The organism is Micromonospora lutea (assembly GCF_016863535.1).
Lineage (GTDB): Bacteria > Actinomycetota > Actinomycetes > Mycobacteriales > Micromonosporaceae > Micromonospora > Micromonospora lutea.
Map to the genome: position 1 here is coordinate 188,391 of NZ_BOPB01000009.1, position 14,602 is coordinate 202,992.

A 14,602-nucleotide genomic window follows, 5' to 3' on the forward strand; every position below is an offset into this window, starting at 1 on the left:
GGCGGCGCGGCACCCCCCTCGGCACCCCTCCGCTACGGCATCCGGCGCGACGGCGCGCGCCCCGCCCTGGCAGTACCCCGTCAGGAAGGGACAGCACAGCGATGTCCACCATGCGCACCACCCACCACCCCGCACGGTGGTCCACCAGCGCCTCGGCGCTGCTCCTGGTCGTCACAGCCGGCACCATGGCCACCGTCAACCCGACTCCGGTCAGCGCCCACCCCATCGTCGCCAGCGACTTCCAGCAGGTCACCCTCGCCAAGGGGGTGGCCGAGGTCGGTGAGCCGATGAGCATCGCGGTGCTGCCGGACCGTTCGGTCCTGCACACCGCTCGCAACGGCACACTGCGCCGCACCGACGCGGCCGGCAACACCTCGGTGATCGCCAACATCCCGGTCTACACCCACGACGAGGACGGGTTGCAGGGCGTCGGGGTCGACCCGAACTTCGCCACCAACCGGCACATCTTCCTCTACTACGCCCCGCCGCTCTCCACCCCCGGCGGCGACGCCCCGGCCACCGGCACCAACTGGTCCGCCTGGCAGGGTGTCAACCGGCTGTCCCGGTTCACCCTCAACGCCGATTTCACCCTCAACCAGTCCAGCAAGGTCGACATCCTCGACGTCGCCGCCGACCGGGGCATGTGCTGCCATGCCGGTGGGGACATCGACTTCGACGCCGCAGGCAACCTGTACCTGTCCACCGGCGACGACACGAACCCCTTCGACTCCGGCGGATACTCCCCGATCGACGAGCGGACCAACCGCAACCCGGCGTACGACGCACAGCGCAGCGCAGCCAACACCAACGACCTGCGCGGCAAGATCCTGCGGATCAAGGTCAACGCCAACGGTTCGTACTCGATCCCGGCCGGCAACATGTTCGCCCCGGGCACGGCCCGCACCCGACCCGAGATCTACGCGATGGGGCTGCGCAACCCGTTCCGGATGAGCGTCGACAAGGCCACGGGTGTGGTCTACGTCGGCGACTACGGGCCGGACTCGGGCGCCAGCTCCGCGCGCGGTCCCAGCGGGCAGGTGGAGTTCAACCGGATCACCGGCCCCGGCTTCTACGGCTGGCCGTACTGCACCGGCACCAACACCAGCAACGAGACGTACGCCGAATGGAACTTCGCCAACAACACCGCCGGAGCGAAGTACAACTGCACCGGCGGCGCGACCAACAACTCGTTCCGCAACACCGGTCTGACCACCCTGCCGGCCGCCAAGCCCGCCTGGATCCGCTACGCCGGAGACGCCGGCAGCCCGCCGGAGTTCGGCGGTGGCTCCGAGTCGCCGATGGCCGGCCCGGTCTACCGGTACGACGCCGCGCTGAACTCGGCCACCAAGTGGCCGCAGAGCTACGACGGGCTGTTCTTCGCCGGTGAGTTCGGGCGAGGCTGGATCAAGCCGATCCACGTCAACTCGAACGGCTCGATAGCCAGCATCGACGCCTCCTTCCCGTGGAACGGCAAGCAGGTCATGGACATGGCGTTTGGCCCGGACGGCGCGCTCTACGTGCTGGACTACGGCACCGGTTTCTACAACGGTGACGCCAACTCCGCCCTGTACCGCTACGACTACGTCGGCGGCGGCAACCGGGCACCGACGGCGGTGGCCTCGGCGAACCGGACCTCGGGCGTCGCCCCGTTGACGGTGAGCTTCTCCTCGGCGGGGTCGTCGGACCCGGAGGGTGGGGCGTTGAGCTACTCGTGGGCGTTCGGCGACGGCACCACCTCGACGGCGGCGAACCCGACCAAGACCTACAACACCAACGGCACCTACACCGCGACCCTGACCGTACGCGACCCGCAGGGCGCCACCGGCACGGCGAGCGTGCGGATCGGGGTCGGCAACACCGCACCGACCGTCACCATCACCAGCCCCGGCAACGGCCAACTGTTCAGCTTCGGCGACACCGTGCCGTTCAGCATCACGGTGACCGACCCGGAGGACGGCGTCATCGACTGCAGCAAGGTCAAGATGACCTACGTGCTGGGCCACGACAACCACGGTCACCAGATCACCTCGCAGAACGGCTGCTCCGGCTCGATCGCCGTGCCGGTCGACGGTGAGCACGACGACGCCGCCAACATCTTCGGCATCTTCGACGCCGAGTACACCGATGCCGGCGGCCTGACCACGCACACCCAGCACACCCTCCAGCCGCGTAAGCGGCAGGCGGAGCACTACAAGACCGCCTCCGGCGTCGACCCCTTCGACAAGACGACCGCCGAGGGCGGCAAGACCGTCGGCAACATCAACAACGGCGACTGGATCGCGTTCGAGCCGTACCGGATCGGCAACGCCACCTCGTTCAGTGCCCGGGTCTCCTCGGCCGGCGCCGGCGGCACCCTCCAGGTGCGGGCCGGCTCCGCCACTGGCACGGTGCTCGGCTCGGCGACCGTCCCGGTCACCGGCGGTTGGGACACCTTCACCACCGTCACCGGCAGCATCACCAACCCGCCCACCGGCACCACCACCCTGTACCTCACCTTCGCCGGCTCGGGCACGGGCCACCTCTACGACCTGGACTCGTTCTCCTTCACCACCGGCAGCGGCGGTACGAGCAGGACCGGTCCGATCACCGGGCTGGCCGGCAAGTGTCTGGATGTGCGCGACGCTTCGTCAGCGGATGGGGCGCAGATCCAGATCTGGACCTGTAACGGCACCGCGGCGCAGACCTGGGCGGTGACGCCGAACTCGACGATCCGGGCGTTGGGCAAGTGTCTGGACGTCAACGAGGCCGCCTCGGCCGACGGTACGAAGATCCAGCTCTGGACGTGCAACGGCAGCGGCGCGCAGAACTGGTCGGCGCAGTCCAACGGCACGTTGCGTAACCCGAACTCGGGAAAGTGCCTGGACGTGGCGAACAACAGCTCCACCGACGGGCAGGTCGTGCACCTCTGGACCTGCCACACCAACGCCAACCAGCGCTGGATCCTTCCGTAGCTGCAAGGAAGGGCACCTTATTAACGCCTAGCGTTGTACAAGGGGCCCTTCCTAACACGACGATCGTTTGGGAGAGCGAGATGCGCAGACTTCTCCGTTCCGTCCTCGGCGTGGCCACCGCCGCCTTCGCCGTACTCGCCTGCACCACCCCGGCCACCCCCGCCAGCGCCGCCGACGCCCCGTACGACGTGCTGGTCTTCTCCAAGACCGCCGGCTTCCGGCACGACTCCATCGCGGTGGGCACCCAGACCATCCGTGAACTGGGCACGGCCAACAGCTTCACCGTCACCGCCACCGAGGACGCCACCGCATTCACCACCGGCAACCTCGCCCAGTACGAAGCGGTGATCTTCCTCAACACCACCGGCGACGTGCTCAACACCAGCCAGCAGGCGGCCTTCGAGTCCTACATCGGCTCCGGCGGCGGCTACGTCGGCGTGCACTCCGCCGCCGACACCGAGTACGGCTGGTCCTTCTACGGCAACCTGGTCGGGGCGTACTTCCGCTCCCACCCGGCCATCCAGCAGGCCACCGTCCGGGTGGAGAACCGCGCCCACGCGGCCACCGCCCACCTGCCGCAGAACTGGGTACGCACCGACGAGTGGTACGACTTCCAGAGCAACCCCCGGGCCAACGCGCGGGTGCTGGCGAACCTCAACGAGTCGACGTACTCGGGCGGCGTGATGGGCGCCGACCACCCGATCGCCTGGTGCAAGACGTACAACGGCGGCCGGTCCTTCTACACCGGCGGCGGCCACACCCAGGCGTCGTACTCCGATGCGGCCTTCCGGGCGCACCTGCTCGGCGGCATCCGGTACGCGGCCGGCCGGACCAAGGCCGACTGCCGGCCGGAGACCGGCTACACCACCCTCTACAACGGCTCCACCAACGGTTGGTCCCAGGCCGGGCCGGGCAGCTTCACCAACTCCGACGCCACGCTGACCTCGGTCGGCGGGATGGGGCTGTTCTGGCACAGCGCCAAGCAGTTCACCAACTACTCGCTGAAGCTGGACTGGCGGGTGGCCGGGGATGACAACTCGGGTGTCTTCATCGGTTTCCCACCGTCGAGTGACCCGAACTCGGCGATCAACAACGGCTACGAGGTGCAGATAGACCTCACCGACACCGCCGACAAGACCACCGGCGCGGTCTACGGCTTCAAGTCCGCCGACCTCGCCGCCCGGGACGCCGCGTTGAACCCGGCGGGGGAGTGGAACACCTACGAGCTGCTGGTGGAGGGGGAACGTCTCCAGGTCTTCCTGAACGGCTCGAAGATCAACGACTTCACCAACACCGACCCGGTCCGGTCGCTCGCCGGGCACATCGGCATCCAGAACCACGGCACCGGCGACGACGTGTCGTTCCGCAACATCCGGATCAAGGAACTCGGCGGCACGAACCCGCCGCCGGGCGGTGACGTCCGCACCGGTCGGATCACCGGTCTGGCCGGCAAGTGTCTGGACGTGCGTAACGGCTCCTCGGCCGACGGCACGCAGATCCAGATCTGGTCCTGCAACGGTGGCGCGGCGCAGACCTGGACGGTGACGCCGAACTCGACGATCCGGGCCCTGGGCAAGTGTCTGGACGTCAACGGCGCCGGCACGGCCGACGGTACGAAGATCCAGCTCTGGACGTGCAACGGCAGCGGCGCGCAGAACTGGTCGGTGCAGTCCAACGGCACGTTGCGTAACCCGAACTCGGGCAAGTGTCTGGACGTGTCGAACAACAGTTCCGTCGACGGGCAGGTCGTGCACCTGTGGAGCTGCCACAACAACGCCAACCAGCGCTGGGTGCTGCCGTAACCGAACAGGTTGAACGCCCCGGTGCGACGGTCACCCCGTCGCACCGGGGCTCTTTCCTACCGCGTGCCGTCCGCCTAGAGTGAGGGGCGGCGACCGCGAGGTGGCCGGTGAGTCGACGGGAGGCGCAACCCGTCGGCCCCAGGCGCGACCGCGCCCACCGGCACACCGTCGGGCCGTCCACATCCGGTCATCCCTCGCCCCGGTCCCGCAGGTAACGGAATCCCCAACACGACAGGGGAACAGGACACATGGCGCGACCGATCACGCTGTTCACCGGCCAGTGGGCCGACCTTCCGTTCGAGGAGGTGTGCCGGCTCGCCGCCGAGTGGGGCTACGACGGCCTGGAGATCGCCTGCTGGGGCGACCACTTCGAGGTCGACAAGGCCCTCGCCGACGATTCGTACATCGACCGCAAGCGGGAGACTCTCGCCAAGCACAACCTCAAGGTCTTCACCATCTCCAACCACCTGGTTGGTCAGGCGGTCTGCGACCACCCGATCGATGAGCGGCACCAGGGCATCCTGCCCGCCCGGATCTGGGGCGACGGCGAGCCGGAAGGGGTACGCCAGCGGGCTGCCGAGGAGATCAAGGACACCGCCCGCGCGGCGGCGAAGCTGGGCGTGGACACCGTCGTCGGCTTCACCGGCTCGTCGATCTGGCACACCCTGGCGATGTTCCCGCCGGTGCCGCCAGCCATGATCGAGCGCGGGTACCAGGACTTCGCCGACCGGTGGAACCCGATCCTCGACGTCTTCGACGAGGTCGGGGTGCGTTTCGCCCACGAGGTGCACCCCAGCGAGATCGCGTACGACTACTGGACGACGAAGCGGACCCTGGAGGCGATCGGGCACCGGCCCGCGTTCGGGCTGAACTGGGACCCGTCGCACTTCGTCTGGCAGGAACTCGACCCGGTCAACTTCATCTTCGACTTCGCCGACCGGATCTACCACGTCGACTGCAAGGACGCCAAGGTGCGTACCGGCGACGGCCGCCGTGGCCGGCTGGCCTCGCACCTGCCCTGGGCCGACCTGCGTCGGGGCTGGGACTTCGTCTCGACCGGCCACGGCGACGTGCCCTGGGAGGACTGCTTCCGCGCGCTGAACGCCATCGGCTACTCCGGACCGATTTCCATCGAGTGGGAAGACGCCGGGATGGACCGCTTGGTCGGCGCGCCGGAGGCGCTCCAGTTCGTCCGCCGACTCGCCTTCGACGCACCGTCCGCCGCCTTCGACGCGGCGTTCAGCAGCAAGGACTGACCCTGACGGCCTCCGGGGGTCGGCCGACTGCCGGCCCCCGGGTCACCGTCACGTCACCACCCGGCCCGCCGCCGGCCCGGTGCGTCGGACGTCCGGGTGCGGTCCGGCGGACCCAGCCGCTCAGCCGGCGTCGAAGACGTGGTCGCTGGCCAGGTGGGCCGCACCCACCAGAGCGGCCCGCTCGCCCAGGTCGGAAAGAACAATCGGCATGGTGCCGGTGGCCAGCGGCGCGGATCGCCGGTAGACCACGCCCCGGATCTCGGAGAGCAGGATGTGCCCGAGACCGTCCGGTGCCCCGCCGATCACCACGATCCCGGGGTTGAAGAAACTGACCAGACCGACCAGCACCCGACCGAGGCGACGGGCGGCGTCGCGGACCAGCACCTGGGTGGCCGGGTCGCCGACGGTGGCTGCCGCGACCACGTCCGCGAGGGTCAGGCTGCCCGCCTCGGCCAGCCGCGCGGCCAGGACCGGGGAGCGGTCCGACCGGGCGACCGTCAGCGCCGCCCGGACCAACCCGGTGTCCCCGCAGTACGCCTCAAGACATCCGGCCTCCCCGCAGGCACAGGGCGGCCCATCCTCGCCGAGCGGTAGGTGCGCGATGTCACCGGCGCTGCTGGTCGCACCCCGGTAGAGCGATCCGCCGAGCACCAGCCCGCAGCCGATCGCCGTGCCGAGCTTCAGGTAGAGGAAGTCCTCGACGGTCCGGCCGATGCCGGCGTGCCGCTCACCCAGGGCGAGCACGTTCGCGTCGTTGTCGACCAACACCGGACAACCCAGCTCAGCGGCGAACGCGTCCCGCACCGGGAAGCGTTGCCAACGGGGCAGGGCGGCCGGTGCGGTGGAGGTGCCACCGTCGACCGGCCCGGGAAGGGCGACCCCGACCCCGGTGAGCTCAGTGACGCCCAGCTCAGCGCGGAGCTTGTCGATCAGCTCCACGGCCCGGCCGATCACCGGTTCCGGTCCGTCGCGTACGTCCGCCGCCTCGCTCGTCTCGGCCAGCACGTTCAGTTCGCCGTCGGCGACCGCGACGGTGAACCGGTCGGTGGTGACGACCACGCTGGCGAAGCGCACCCCGCCGGAGAGGCGGAGCAGCGACGAGCGGCGCCCGCCCCGGGAGGCCGCCGGACCGGCGGCCTCGACGAGTCCTCGGTCGATGAGCCGGTTGAGTTCGGTGGTCAGGGCCGTCCGGGACAGACCCAGCAGGTCACCCAACTCCACCCGGGAGCGGGTGCCTTCGTCCCGCAGCAACCGGACCAGCCGTGCCTGCTGCGAATTCTCCGGCCGGACCAGGGCCATTGCCACCACCTCCGTGCGGAGTCTTCCACGGCGGTGTTTCAGGCCGGTGGCCGACCGGAGCCGGATCTGTCAACACCTGTGGATGTTGCCGCCCGTCCGGCTTGACCGCAGCCGGACGGGCCCGGCCACCGATGTCGCTGGCCGGGCCCGTCCGGGATACTCAGAGCGTGCTGCCGTTGGCCCCAGAGCCGGACGGCTTGCTGCGGGGGGTGGCGGACGTCGAACCGGAGCTCGACGAGCCGGAACCCGACTTGGTGCCGGCGGTGGCCGGCGTGCCGGCGAACGTGTCGTCGGCGGGGGTGAGCCCCTCCTTACCGTTGGAGCTCAGCTTCTCACCCAGCTTGGAGTTGCCGAGCTTGTCCTTGCCCTCGTGGTAGAGACGGTTCGCCTGGGCCTGTGCGACCCCGGCCGCCTCCTGGACGGTCGGGTGGTCGAGCACCTTGCGGCCCCGGACCACCAGCTCCTCGTACTTCTCCCGGCCGGCACGGGCGCCCAGGACGAACCCTGCAGCCAGCCCGCCAAGGAACATGATCTTTCCGCGCATGGCGGCTCCTTTCGTACCTGACGCGCCGTCGGTCCCGCTCCCGGAGGCCCGGGTGGCGGGACTGACCGATTCGCGCCTGCGTCCTGTCGTCGGCAGCTAACTACCCATCCTGCTCTCCGCTCATACCTCCTTGTGCCAGGATGACGATTTGTCCGGTGAACTGTGCCTCCGGGCTGCCCCGGTGGTGACCGAGCAACCCTCTGGACCAACACCCCCCGCCGTCCTGTACTCTTGTGCCCGACGCGCGGTGCGGAGCGATCCGCTCGGGCGTTTGTTGCGGTCCCCCGTAGCTCAATTGGCAGAGCAGCCGGCTGTTAACCGGCAGGTTTTTGGTTCGAGTCCAAACGGGGGAGCTTCCTTCCTCACCATGACGCCCACCGGTCGGACCCGGTGGGCGTCAGCCGTTTCCCCGCCAGATCGTGCCGAATTTGGGGGTCACCGGCCCAAAGATGATCACTTATGATCCTCGCCATGCCCGCACCCCTCGCGCCACCGGTCCTCGACGCCGCCGCGGCGTATCCACAGGTGGCCGCCGCCCGTGGCGCGCTGGCCGCCGGTGACTGGCCGGAGTTGTGCGCCCTCGTCGACGCCCAGGACGCCCACGGTCGGACGGTCCTGGTCAGCGAGGTCGGCGGCGCATCGGACGCCGAGGCGCTCCTGCGGAAGGCGCTCGCCGAGCAACCCGACGACCCGGTTGCCGCTGCCATGCTGGGAGCGCACCTGATCCGCGCGGGGTGGCGGATCCGGACGGCCAGCCGGGCGCAGGACGTCAGCCGGCACCAGTTCGTCCAGTTCTTCGATCATCTGCGCCGTGCCGAGCAGATCCTCATCGAGGCCACCGCCCGCCACCCGGAGGACGCGGCAGCCTGGACCGAGCGCGTCACCAGCGCCCGGGGCCTGCAACTCGGCCAGGCCGAGGCCCGCCGCCGCTACGACCGGCTTACCGCCCGGCACCCGCACCACCTACCGGCACAGAGATCCCTGTTGCAGCAGCTCTGCCCCAAGTGGAGCGGCACCTGGGAGAAGGCGTACGACTTCGCTCGGGAGTGCGCCGACGCCGCACCGGCCGGCGCGCCCAACGCCGTCCTCGTCGTCGAGGTGCACCTGGAGCAGGCCTTCGACCACGGCACCCTGTCCGCTGCGCGTGTCTTCCTGCGCGGCCAGCAGGTGCGCGCCGCGATCCACGACGCGGCCCAGCGCTCCATCTGGCACCAGGAGTTCCGGCACGGCTGGGACTGGGTCCAGGTACGCAGCACCTTCGCCCTCGCCTTCTGCCTCATGCAGGAGTGGCCGTCGGCGGCACAGCAGTTCGCTGCCCTCGGCGACCTCGGTGACGAGTCGATGTTCGGTTACTTCGGCGACGCGGTGGAGCAGTTCCAGCGGTTCCGCGAGAAGGCGTACGCGAAGGGCGGCCGGCCGTGATCCAACACCTGGAAACCGACGGGGTGCCGACCCTGCTCGCCGCCACCGGCGGGCCGATGCGCGCCGGGCTGACCTTCCGGGTCGGCACGGCCGACGAGACGTTGGCCCGCCACGGCATCACCCACCTGCTCGAACACCTCGTCCTCGCGCCCTTGGGCACCGCCGACTACCACTTCAACGGTGCCACCGGGTCCACCTTCACGACCTTCCACATGCAAGGTTCCGCACCGGACATCGCCACCTTCCTCACCTCCGTCTGCGCCAATCTGACCGACCTGCCGACCGGCCGGTTGGAGGTGGAGAAGGACATCCTGCGCACCGAGTGGAGCAGCCGGGGAAGCGCCGCCCTCGACGACATCCCGTTGTGGCGCCACGGCGCCCGCGACCACGGCCTCAGCAGCTACCCCGAATGGGGGCTGGGCAGGCTCACCGCCGAGGAACTGCGCCAGTGGGCCGCCCGCTGGTTCACCCGGGAGAACGCGGTGCTCTGGATCGCCGGTGACCGGGTGCCCGAAGGGCTGCGCCTGGAGTTGCCCACCGGCACCCGTCAACCGGTACCGACCGCCTCGTCGGCGCTGCCGACCACCCCGGCGTACTTCGTGCACGGCGCCCGGGCGGTGGTGCTCGACGCGGTCGTGCGGCGCCGCAGCGCCGCGAGCGTCTTCGCCGAGGTGCTGGAACGCGAGCTGTTCCGGGCGCTGCGCCAGGACGCCGGGCTCTCCTACACCATCAGCAGCGGCTACGAACCACGTGGCGATGGCCAGGCCCACCTGCGGGCCCTCGCCGACGCGCTGGCCGAGAAGCAGGACGCCGTACTCGGCGGATTCATCGACGTGCTGGCCAAGCTGCGGGTGGGGCGCATCGAGCAGAGCGACCTCGACGCCGCGCTGGCCAAGCGGATCGACATGTACGCCACCGCGGAGGCCGACGCCGCCCGGCTGCCCGCGTACGCGTTCAACCTGCTCACCGGCGAACCGAACCACACCATCGACGAGCACCTCGCGCAACTGAAGACGGTCACCCTCACCGACCTGCATGAGGTCGCCCAGGAGGCGTACGCCTCGGCGCTGCTGATGGTGCCGGACGGCACCAGCGCCGACTGGGCCGGCTTCACCGCCGCACCGATCTGGTCGGAGTCGACCGTGTCGGGCAGCACCTATCACGCCCGTGACGACAACTGTCGCCTGCTCGTCGGTGCCGAGGGGGTCAGCCTTATCAGCGCCAGCGGCCCGCTCACCGTCGCCTACGCCGACTGCGCCGCCATGCTCGCCTGGCCGGACGGTGCTCGGCAGCTCATCGGTCACGACGCGATCGTGCTCCACATCGAACCGACCCTGTTCGACATGCGCCCGGCGGCGATGAACGTCATCGACAGCGGGGTACCGCTGGACCGGCAGATCACCATGCCGCCCCGCGATCCGGACAGCCTGCCGCAGCCGGGTGCGCGCCGAGAGGCCCGTCCGGGCCGTGACAGTCGGACCCGGCCGAAGCGGGCCGGGTGGGAAACCCTGCTGATGGTGCTCAGCGGCCTCGCCGCCCTGGTGGTGGGCGGGTTCACCCTGCTGCTCACCATCGGCATGTTGATCGAACCCACCGCCGAGGAGGACGTCGCCGTGCTGTGGGGTGCGGTCGTGGTCGGCTGGCTGCTCACTGTTATCCTCGCGTTGCCCATCGTGCTGCTGACACGGGGGCGACGCCGGTGAGAAGAGGCCGTCGGGATAAGATCCGGCCCGGTGCCGGGGCGGTAGCTCAGCCGGTTAGAGCAGTCGACTCATAATCGATCGGTCACGGGTTCGAGTCCCGTCCGCCCCACCCAGACGGATACCCAGACGGAGGGGGTCCAAGACCCGCGAGGCTGCAGACCACGGCTGGTGCGCCGGAGCTCAATCAACCGACGCGTTGGGAATGGGATGGGCTGGGCGGCCCGTGGGCGAGTTGGGGCCGGGCCTCGGGCGTGGACCGAGCCTGTCGGATCACACCTTGAGGACGTCCACGTCGTACAGCGCTATCGACGCGTCGCGGGAGGCGAGGGTCAGCCCCTCGGTGATTGCCTGTGCCACCAGCATGCGGTCGAAGGGATCGCGATGATGTGATGGCAGCCGGCTGGCGGCGATGGCGTGGGCGTGGGTCACCGGAAGCTCCCGGAAACCCATGTCTCTTACCCGCTCTGCAAGGTCAGGGGGTCCGGCGAGTTTCTCCGCACTCTGTTTGATGGTGATCTCCCAAGGCTGACCGGAGAGAGGAAGATGTCCGGCTCGTGGCGTAGCCGGTCGAGGAACTCGGTGCCGAGGGTCGGGTCACCGGTGATGGCCCAGAGCACGACGTGGGTGTCCAGCAGCAGGGTCATGCGCCGATGCCGAAGTCGTCGGCGATCTCGGCGTTGGTCTGTGGCGAGTCCCAGTCGCCGGAGAGGTCTAGTTGGCCGGCGAGGGAACCGACTGCGGTGCGGTTGGCCCGCCGGACCAGCGGTACGACTTTTGCCACCGGTGTGCCCGCCCGGTCGATGATGATCTCCTCGCCGCGTTCCACCCGTTCGATGATGCGCGACAGGTGAGTCTTGGCATCATGCATGTTGTAGTGCACAGCCTCAGCCGACATGGCGTGACCTCTCCGCTTAGCTAAGCAATTAGTTTCGCCTGCTTGGCCGCATGCGCCAGCGGTTTGGCTGCCCGCGCAGCGCGCACTTGACGCGGGAGATCCGGACGACCCCACCGCGGCGGATCCGTTAGCCTGACTGCGGTGGTCCGCCACCGACTGCGCTTCCACGTGACAGACCACGTGAATCATCGCGGAGAGACCTGAGCAGCTCAGGACATGTCCGGGTGGGGTGCGGCGCACTGTTGCGCCGACTTCATACCGCCGGTGCCCGACATCGGCAGACGAAAGGACATGACATGTCGTCGAAGGACGAGAAGAACCTGGCGCAGGTGGCCGACAGGATTTCGAAGATGGACGAGCCGACCCGTTCGACGATGCAGCGGGTGCACGACATCATCATGGCCGCGGCCCCCACCCTGAAGCCGCGCATCTGGTACGGCATGCCCGCCTACGCGAAGTCGGCGAGCACGCCCGCGCTCGTCACGCTGCGCATGGACGAACGATTGAACCTCGCGATCACCGAGAAGGCTCCCTTCCGCGCGGCAGGCGGCGCGGACGGGGGGCTGATGCCGGCCGCGTGGTACTTCGAAACGGTGGATGCCGTCACTGAGAGGCGCATCGCCGAGATCGTCCGCTCCGTGATCGACTGATCGTCTGCGCCCCCGTCCCGGGATGAGGTGGACCGCACCTCGACCGGGGCGGGCCGCAGCATGATCATCTTGTCTAGCGATAGCTCAACGACGTTGAGTAGTCGTTCGGTGTCGGCGTCGGGCTTCGTGTCGATGCGAAGCCCGGTGGCGAGTTGGCGTGGGCCCCCTCTGGTGGAACGGGTCTCGGTCCTGCCGCATGTTGAAGCATGGGGGCGTCCTGACGCTAATCGGTGGCCTTGGGGTGTTCGGTGCCGGCGTGCCTGATCCAGCAGGTACGGGTGTCGGGGTCGGGCAGGTACCAGATGCGCCCGCCTGAAGTGACCTCATATTGCCACTGCGGCAACGTCTTCCCGCTGTGTGCGGCGGTGGCGAGCGAGCCCTTGAGTGGGTGCTGGCGGTTGGTCGGTGGGGAGGGGCAGGGGTTGGACTCGATGGCGTCGAAGGCCGCGCGGGTGTTGGCTGCAGCCTGGCGGCACAGTTCCTCCCAGCCTTTGGCCGCGTCGTTGGTGGCGAATCGCAGGGTGTAGCCGCCGGGGCGTGCTGGTGGCGCGGCTCGGTCGCCTCGCTTGGCGCTCACTCGCCGGCGGGGGGCGCGACCGGCCCGAAGTCGTCGGAGCTAGGCGCGGCGAGGATCCGGTGCAGGTCGGGGTCCGCGTGGATCTCGGCGGTGTGCCGCCATTCGCTGAGTAGCTGCGACACCGCCACGGTGTTGCCTACTGCCGCAGCTGCCTCGGCCGTGGCGACGAACTCGTCGGCCATCTGGTCGACGTCCTCTGGCGGCAGGAACCGCACCCAGGGCAGAACGGTGGGCAGGACCTCACGCACCGCGGTCGGATCTCGGCGCACGACGCTGGCCAGCAGCCGGGCGGTCAGGTCCACCACCTCGCCCTCGGCCGCTGCCCGGTCAGCGGACATCAGGACCAGGTCGGCGGCGTCACGGCGGCGCAGCCGCACCGCGCGAGCGCGGGTCAGTCGCTCAGCCGTCTCCGCTGGCTGACGTAGCAGCTCCGAGAACGGCACCGACTCCAACGGCATCGACATGACATCAACACTACTTCAGAAGTGGCTGACCTGTCTCGATAGCCCTGGTTTGGTCAATCGAGGTTTGGAAGGAGGTCCCGGCTGCCGCAGGTACCGCCCGGCCGACGTGGCGACGACCAGGTCGGATCCGTCCGCGATGCCGCCGCGGCCGGTGCTGTCGACGGCCGATAGCAGCGTCGGCATCGTATCGCCAGAACGATGGCAGCCGCGGCGGCCGGCGGCTCAGCAACCCAGAGCTCGTTCGAAGATCCGACGTTGCGCGGATACGTACCGCGCGTCGTCGAGGTACTGGATGTGGTGTCCGTCCGCGAGGTGGCCGGCGAAGGCGGCGTTGCCGGCGGCCGCCTGGGCCCGCATGAAGTCGACGAGTGCGCGGAGCCGGGCAATGGTGACGTCGACCAGCTTGGCGCGCGCGGTGTCGTCCAGCCCGTAGCGGTCGCAGAACGTCCGGAGCCGGGCGGCCTGCTCCTCGGTGGTGCCGAAGCCGTCCGTGTTCTGCGGTGCGGTCATCGGCACCCACCGGTAGGCCGCGTAGGCGACGTCCCAGATCCGGGGTCCGGGCTGGGCATGGTCGAAGTCGATGATGCCCACCACGCGGTTGCCGTCGAGTACGCAGTTGTGCGGCGCGTAGTCGCCGTGGCAGATGACCTCGACCGGCTCGGTCGCCGCCACCTGCCAGCCGTCGCGTGGTGCCCGCCGCGCGTACTCGGCCGTCGCGTCGTGGTACGCCCTCAGCAGCATGGCCGCGCTCTCCAACGCCTCGATCGAGGCCGCCGCTGCGGTCGGTGGGTAGTTGGACACCTCGCCCGGCAGAAAATCGAGGATCTCGAAGCCGGGCTCGCTCGTGTCGCGTACCCCGGGTGCCGCCGTGAAGCCTTCGGCGGCGAGGTGCCGCAGCAGTTGATGGACCCGCGTGGACCAGGGGCCGGTGGGCCGGCGCACCGTGTCGCCGAGCCGAACCACCTCGTTGACGCCGCCGCCCGTCAGGATCTCCCGCTCGACCATCCCGCTCCACTCCGCTGCGCCGTCGTCCGAGCAG

12 protein-coding genes, 2 tRNA genes and 1 pseudogene are annotated in these 14,602 nt (G+C 69.5%); 8 read left to right on the forward strand and 7 right to left on the reverse strand.

Going from position 1 to position 14,602, the window contains the following annotated elements:
- Nucleotides 1-110: 110 nt before the first annotated feature.
- The 3 genes from Vlu01_RS08625 (at nucleotide 111) to Vlu01_RS08635 (ending at nucleotide 6,009) form a co-directional block, all read left to right on the forward strand.
- Nucleotides 111-2,951 carry a carbohydrate-binding protein gene (locus tag Vlu01_RS08625; protein ID WP_203997060.1) on the forward strand — a complete coding sequence of 947 codons (2,841 nt, stop codon included), beginning with the start codon at nucleotides 111-113 and terminating at the stop codon, nucleotides 2,949-2,951.
- An 80-nt stretch (nucleotides 2,952-3,031) separates the two neighbouring features.
- Nucleotides 3,032-4,753, forward strand: coding sequence for a ThuA domain-containing protein (locus tag Vlu01_RS08630; RefSeq protein ID WP_203996373.1), 1,722 nt, complete (start codon nucleotides 3,032-3,034; stop codon nucleotides 4,751-4,753).
- A 248-nt stretch (nucleotides 4,754-5,001) separates the two neighbouring features.
- A complete protein-coding gene (locus Vlu01_RS08635) occupies nucleotides 5,002-6,009 on the forward strand; it encodes a sugar phosphate isomerase/epimerase family protein (RefSeq protein WP_203996374.1) in 1,008 nt (335 codons plus the stop codon).
- Between the two features lie 120 nt (nucleotides 6,010-6,129).
- Here Vlu01_RS08635 and Vlu01_RS08640 read toward each other — a convergent pair whose 3' ends face one another.
- Nucleotides 6,130-7,308, reverse strand: a complete 1,179-nt coding sequence (locus tag Vlu01_RS08640; protein WP_203996376.1) for an ROK family transcriptional regulator — start codon at nucleotides 7,306-7,308, stop codon at nucleotides 6,130-6,132.
- A 160-nt stretch (nucleotides 7,309-7,468) separates the two neighbouring features.
- Nucleotides 7,469-7,852 (reverse strand): hypothetical protein, encoded by a 384-nt coding sequence (locus Vlu01_RS08645; protein WP_203996377.1) that lies wholly within the window; start codon nucleotides 7,850-7,852, stop codon nucleotides 7,469-7,471.
- 280 nt (nucleotides 7,853-8,132) lie between these two features.
- Here Vlu01_RS08645 and Vlu01_RS08650 point away from each other — a divergent pair.
- From Vlu01_RS08650 to Vlu01_RS08665, 4 genes are all read left to right on the forward strand, one after another.
- Nucleotides 8,133-8,205 (forward strand) — tRNA-Asn (locus tag Vlu01_RS08650).
- Between the two features lie 118 nt (nucleotides 8,206-8,323).
- Nucleotides 8,324-9,274 (forward strand): hypothetical protein, encoded by a 951-nt coding sequence (locus Vlu01_RS08655; RefSeq protein ID WP_203996378.1) that lies wholly within the window; start codon nucleotides 8,324-8,326, stop codon nucleotides 9,272-9,274.
- Entirely contained in the window at nucleotides 9,271-10,977 is a 1,707-nt protein-coding gene (locus tag Vlu01_RS08660; protein WP_203996380.1) for a M16 family metallopeptidase, read from the forward strand. Before Vlu01_RS08655 ends, Vlu01_RS08660 begins: the two co-directional genes overlap by 4 nt.
- A 35-nt stretch (nucleotides 10,978-11,012) precedes the next feature.
- A tRNA-Ile gene (locus tag Vlu01_RS08665) sits at nucleotides 11,013-11,086 on the forward strand.
- 161 nt (nucleotides 11,087-11,247) lie between these two features.
- Here Vlu01_RS08665 and Vlu01_RS08670 read toward each other — a convergent pair.
- Both Vlu01_RS08670 and Vlu01_RS08675 read right to left on the reverse strand, forming a co-directional pair.
- Nucleotides 11,248-11,621 (reverse strand): annotated as a pseudogene (locus Vlu01_RS08670) (type II toxin-antitoxin system VapC family toxin).
- Complete coding sequence (locus Vlu01_RS08675; protein ID WP_102659982.1) at nucleotides 11,618-11,872, reverse strand: type II toxin-antitoxin system Phd/YefM family antitoxin; 255 nt, start codon at nucleotides 11,870-11,872, stop codon at nucleotides 11,618-11,620. Before Vlu01_RS08675 ends, Vlu01_RS08670 begins: the two are co-directional and overlap by 4 nt.
- Nucleotides 11,873-12,168: 296 nt before the next feature.
- Here Vlu01_RS08675 and Vlu01_RS08680 point away from each other — a divergent pair, with 296 nt between their 5' ends.
- A complete protein-coding gene (locus tag Vlu01_RS08680; RefSeq protein ID WP_203996381.1) occupies nucleotides 12,169-12,522 on the forward strand; it encodes a DUF1801 domain-containing protein in 354 nt (117 codons plus the stop codon).
- 223 nt (nucleotides 12,523-12,745) lie between these two features.
- Here Vlu01_RS08680 and Vlu01_RS08685 read toward each other — a convergent pair whose 3' ends face one another.
- The 3 genes from Vlu01_RS08685 to Vlu01_RS08695 form a co-directional block, all read right to left on the reverse strand.
- A complete protein-coding gene (locus Vlu01_RS08685) occupies nucleotides 12,746-13,099 on the reverse strand; it encodes a hypothetical protein (protein WP_203996382.1) in 354 nt (117 codons plus the stop codon).
- The gene (locus tag Vlu01_RS08690) at nucleotides 13,096-13,563 is read right to left on the reverse strand and encodes a hypothetical protein (protein ID WP_239095789.1); all 468 of its coding nucleotides are present in this window, start codon (nucleotides 13,561-13,563) and stop codon (nucleotides 13,096-13,098) included. Before Vlu01_RS08690 ends, Vlu01_RS08685 begins: the two co-directional genes overlap by 4 nt.
- Before the next feature lie 222 nt (nucleotides 13,564-13,785).
- The gene (locus Vlu01_RS08695; protein WP_203996383.1) at nucleotides 13,786-14,568 is read right to left on the reverse strand and encodes an aminoglycoside phosphotransferase family protein; all 783 of its coding nucleotides are present in this window, start codon (nucleotides 14,566-14,568) and stop codon (nucleotides 13,786-13,788) included.
- Between the last annotated feature and the right edge of the window lie 34 nt (nucleotides 14,569-14,602).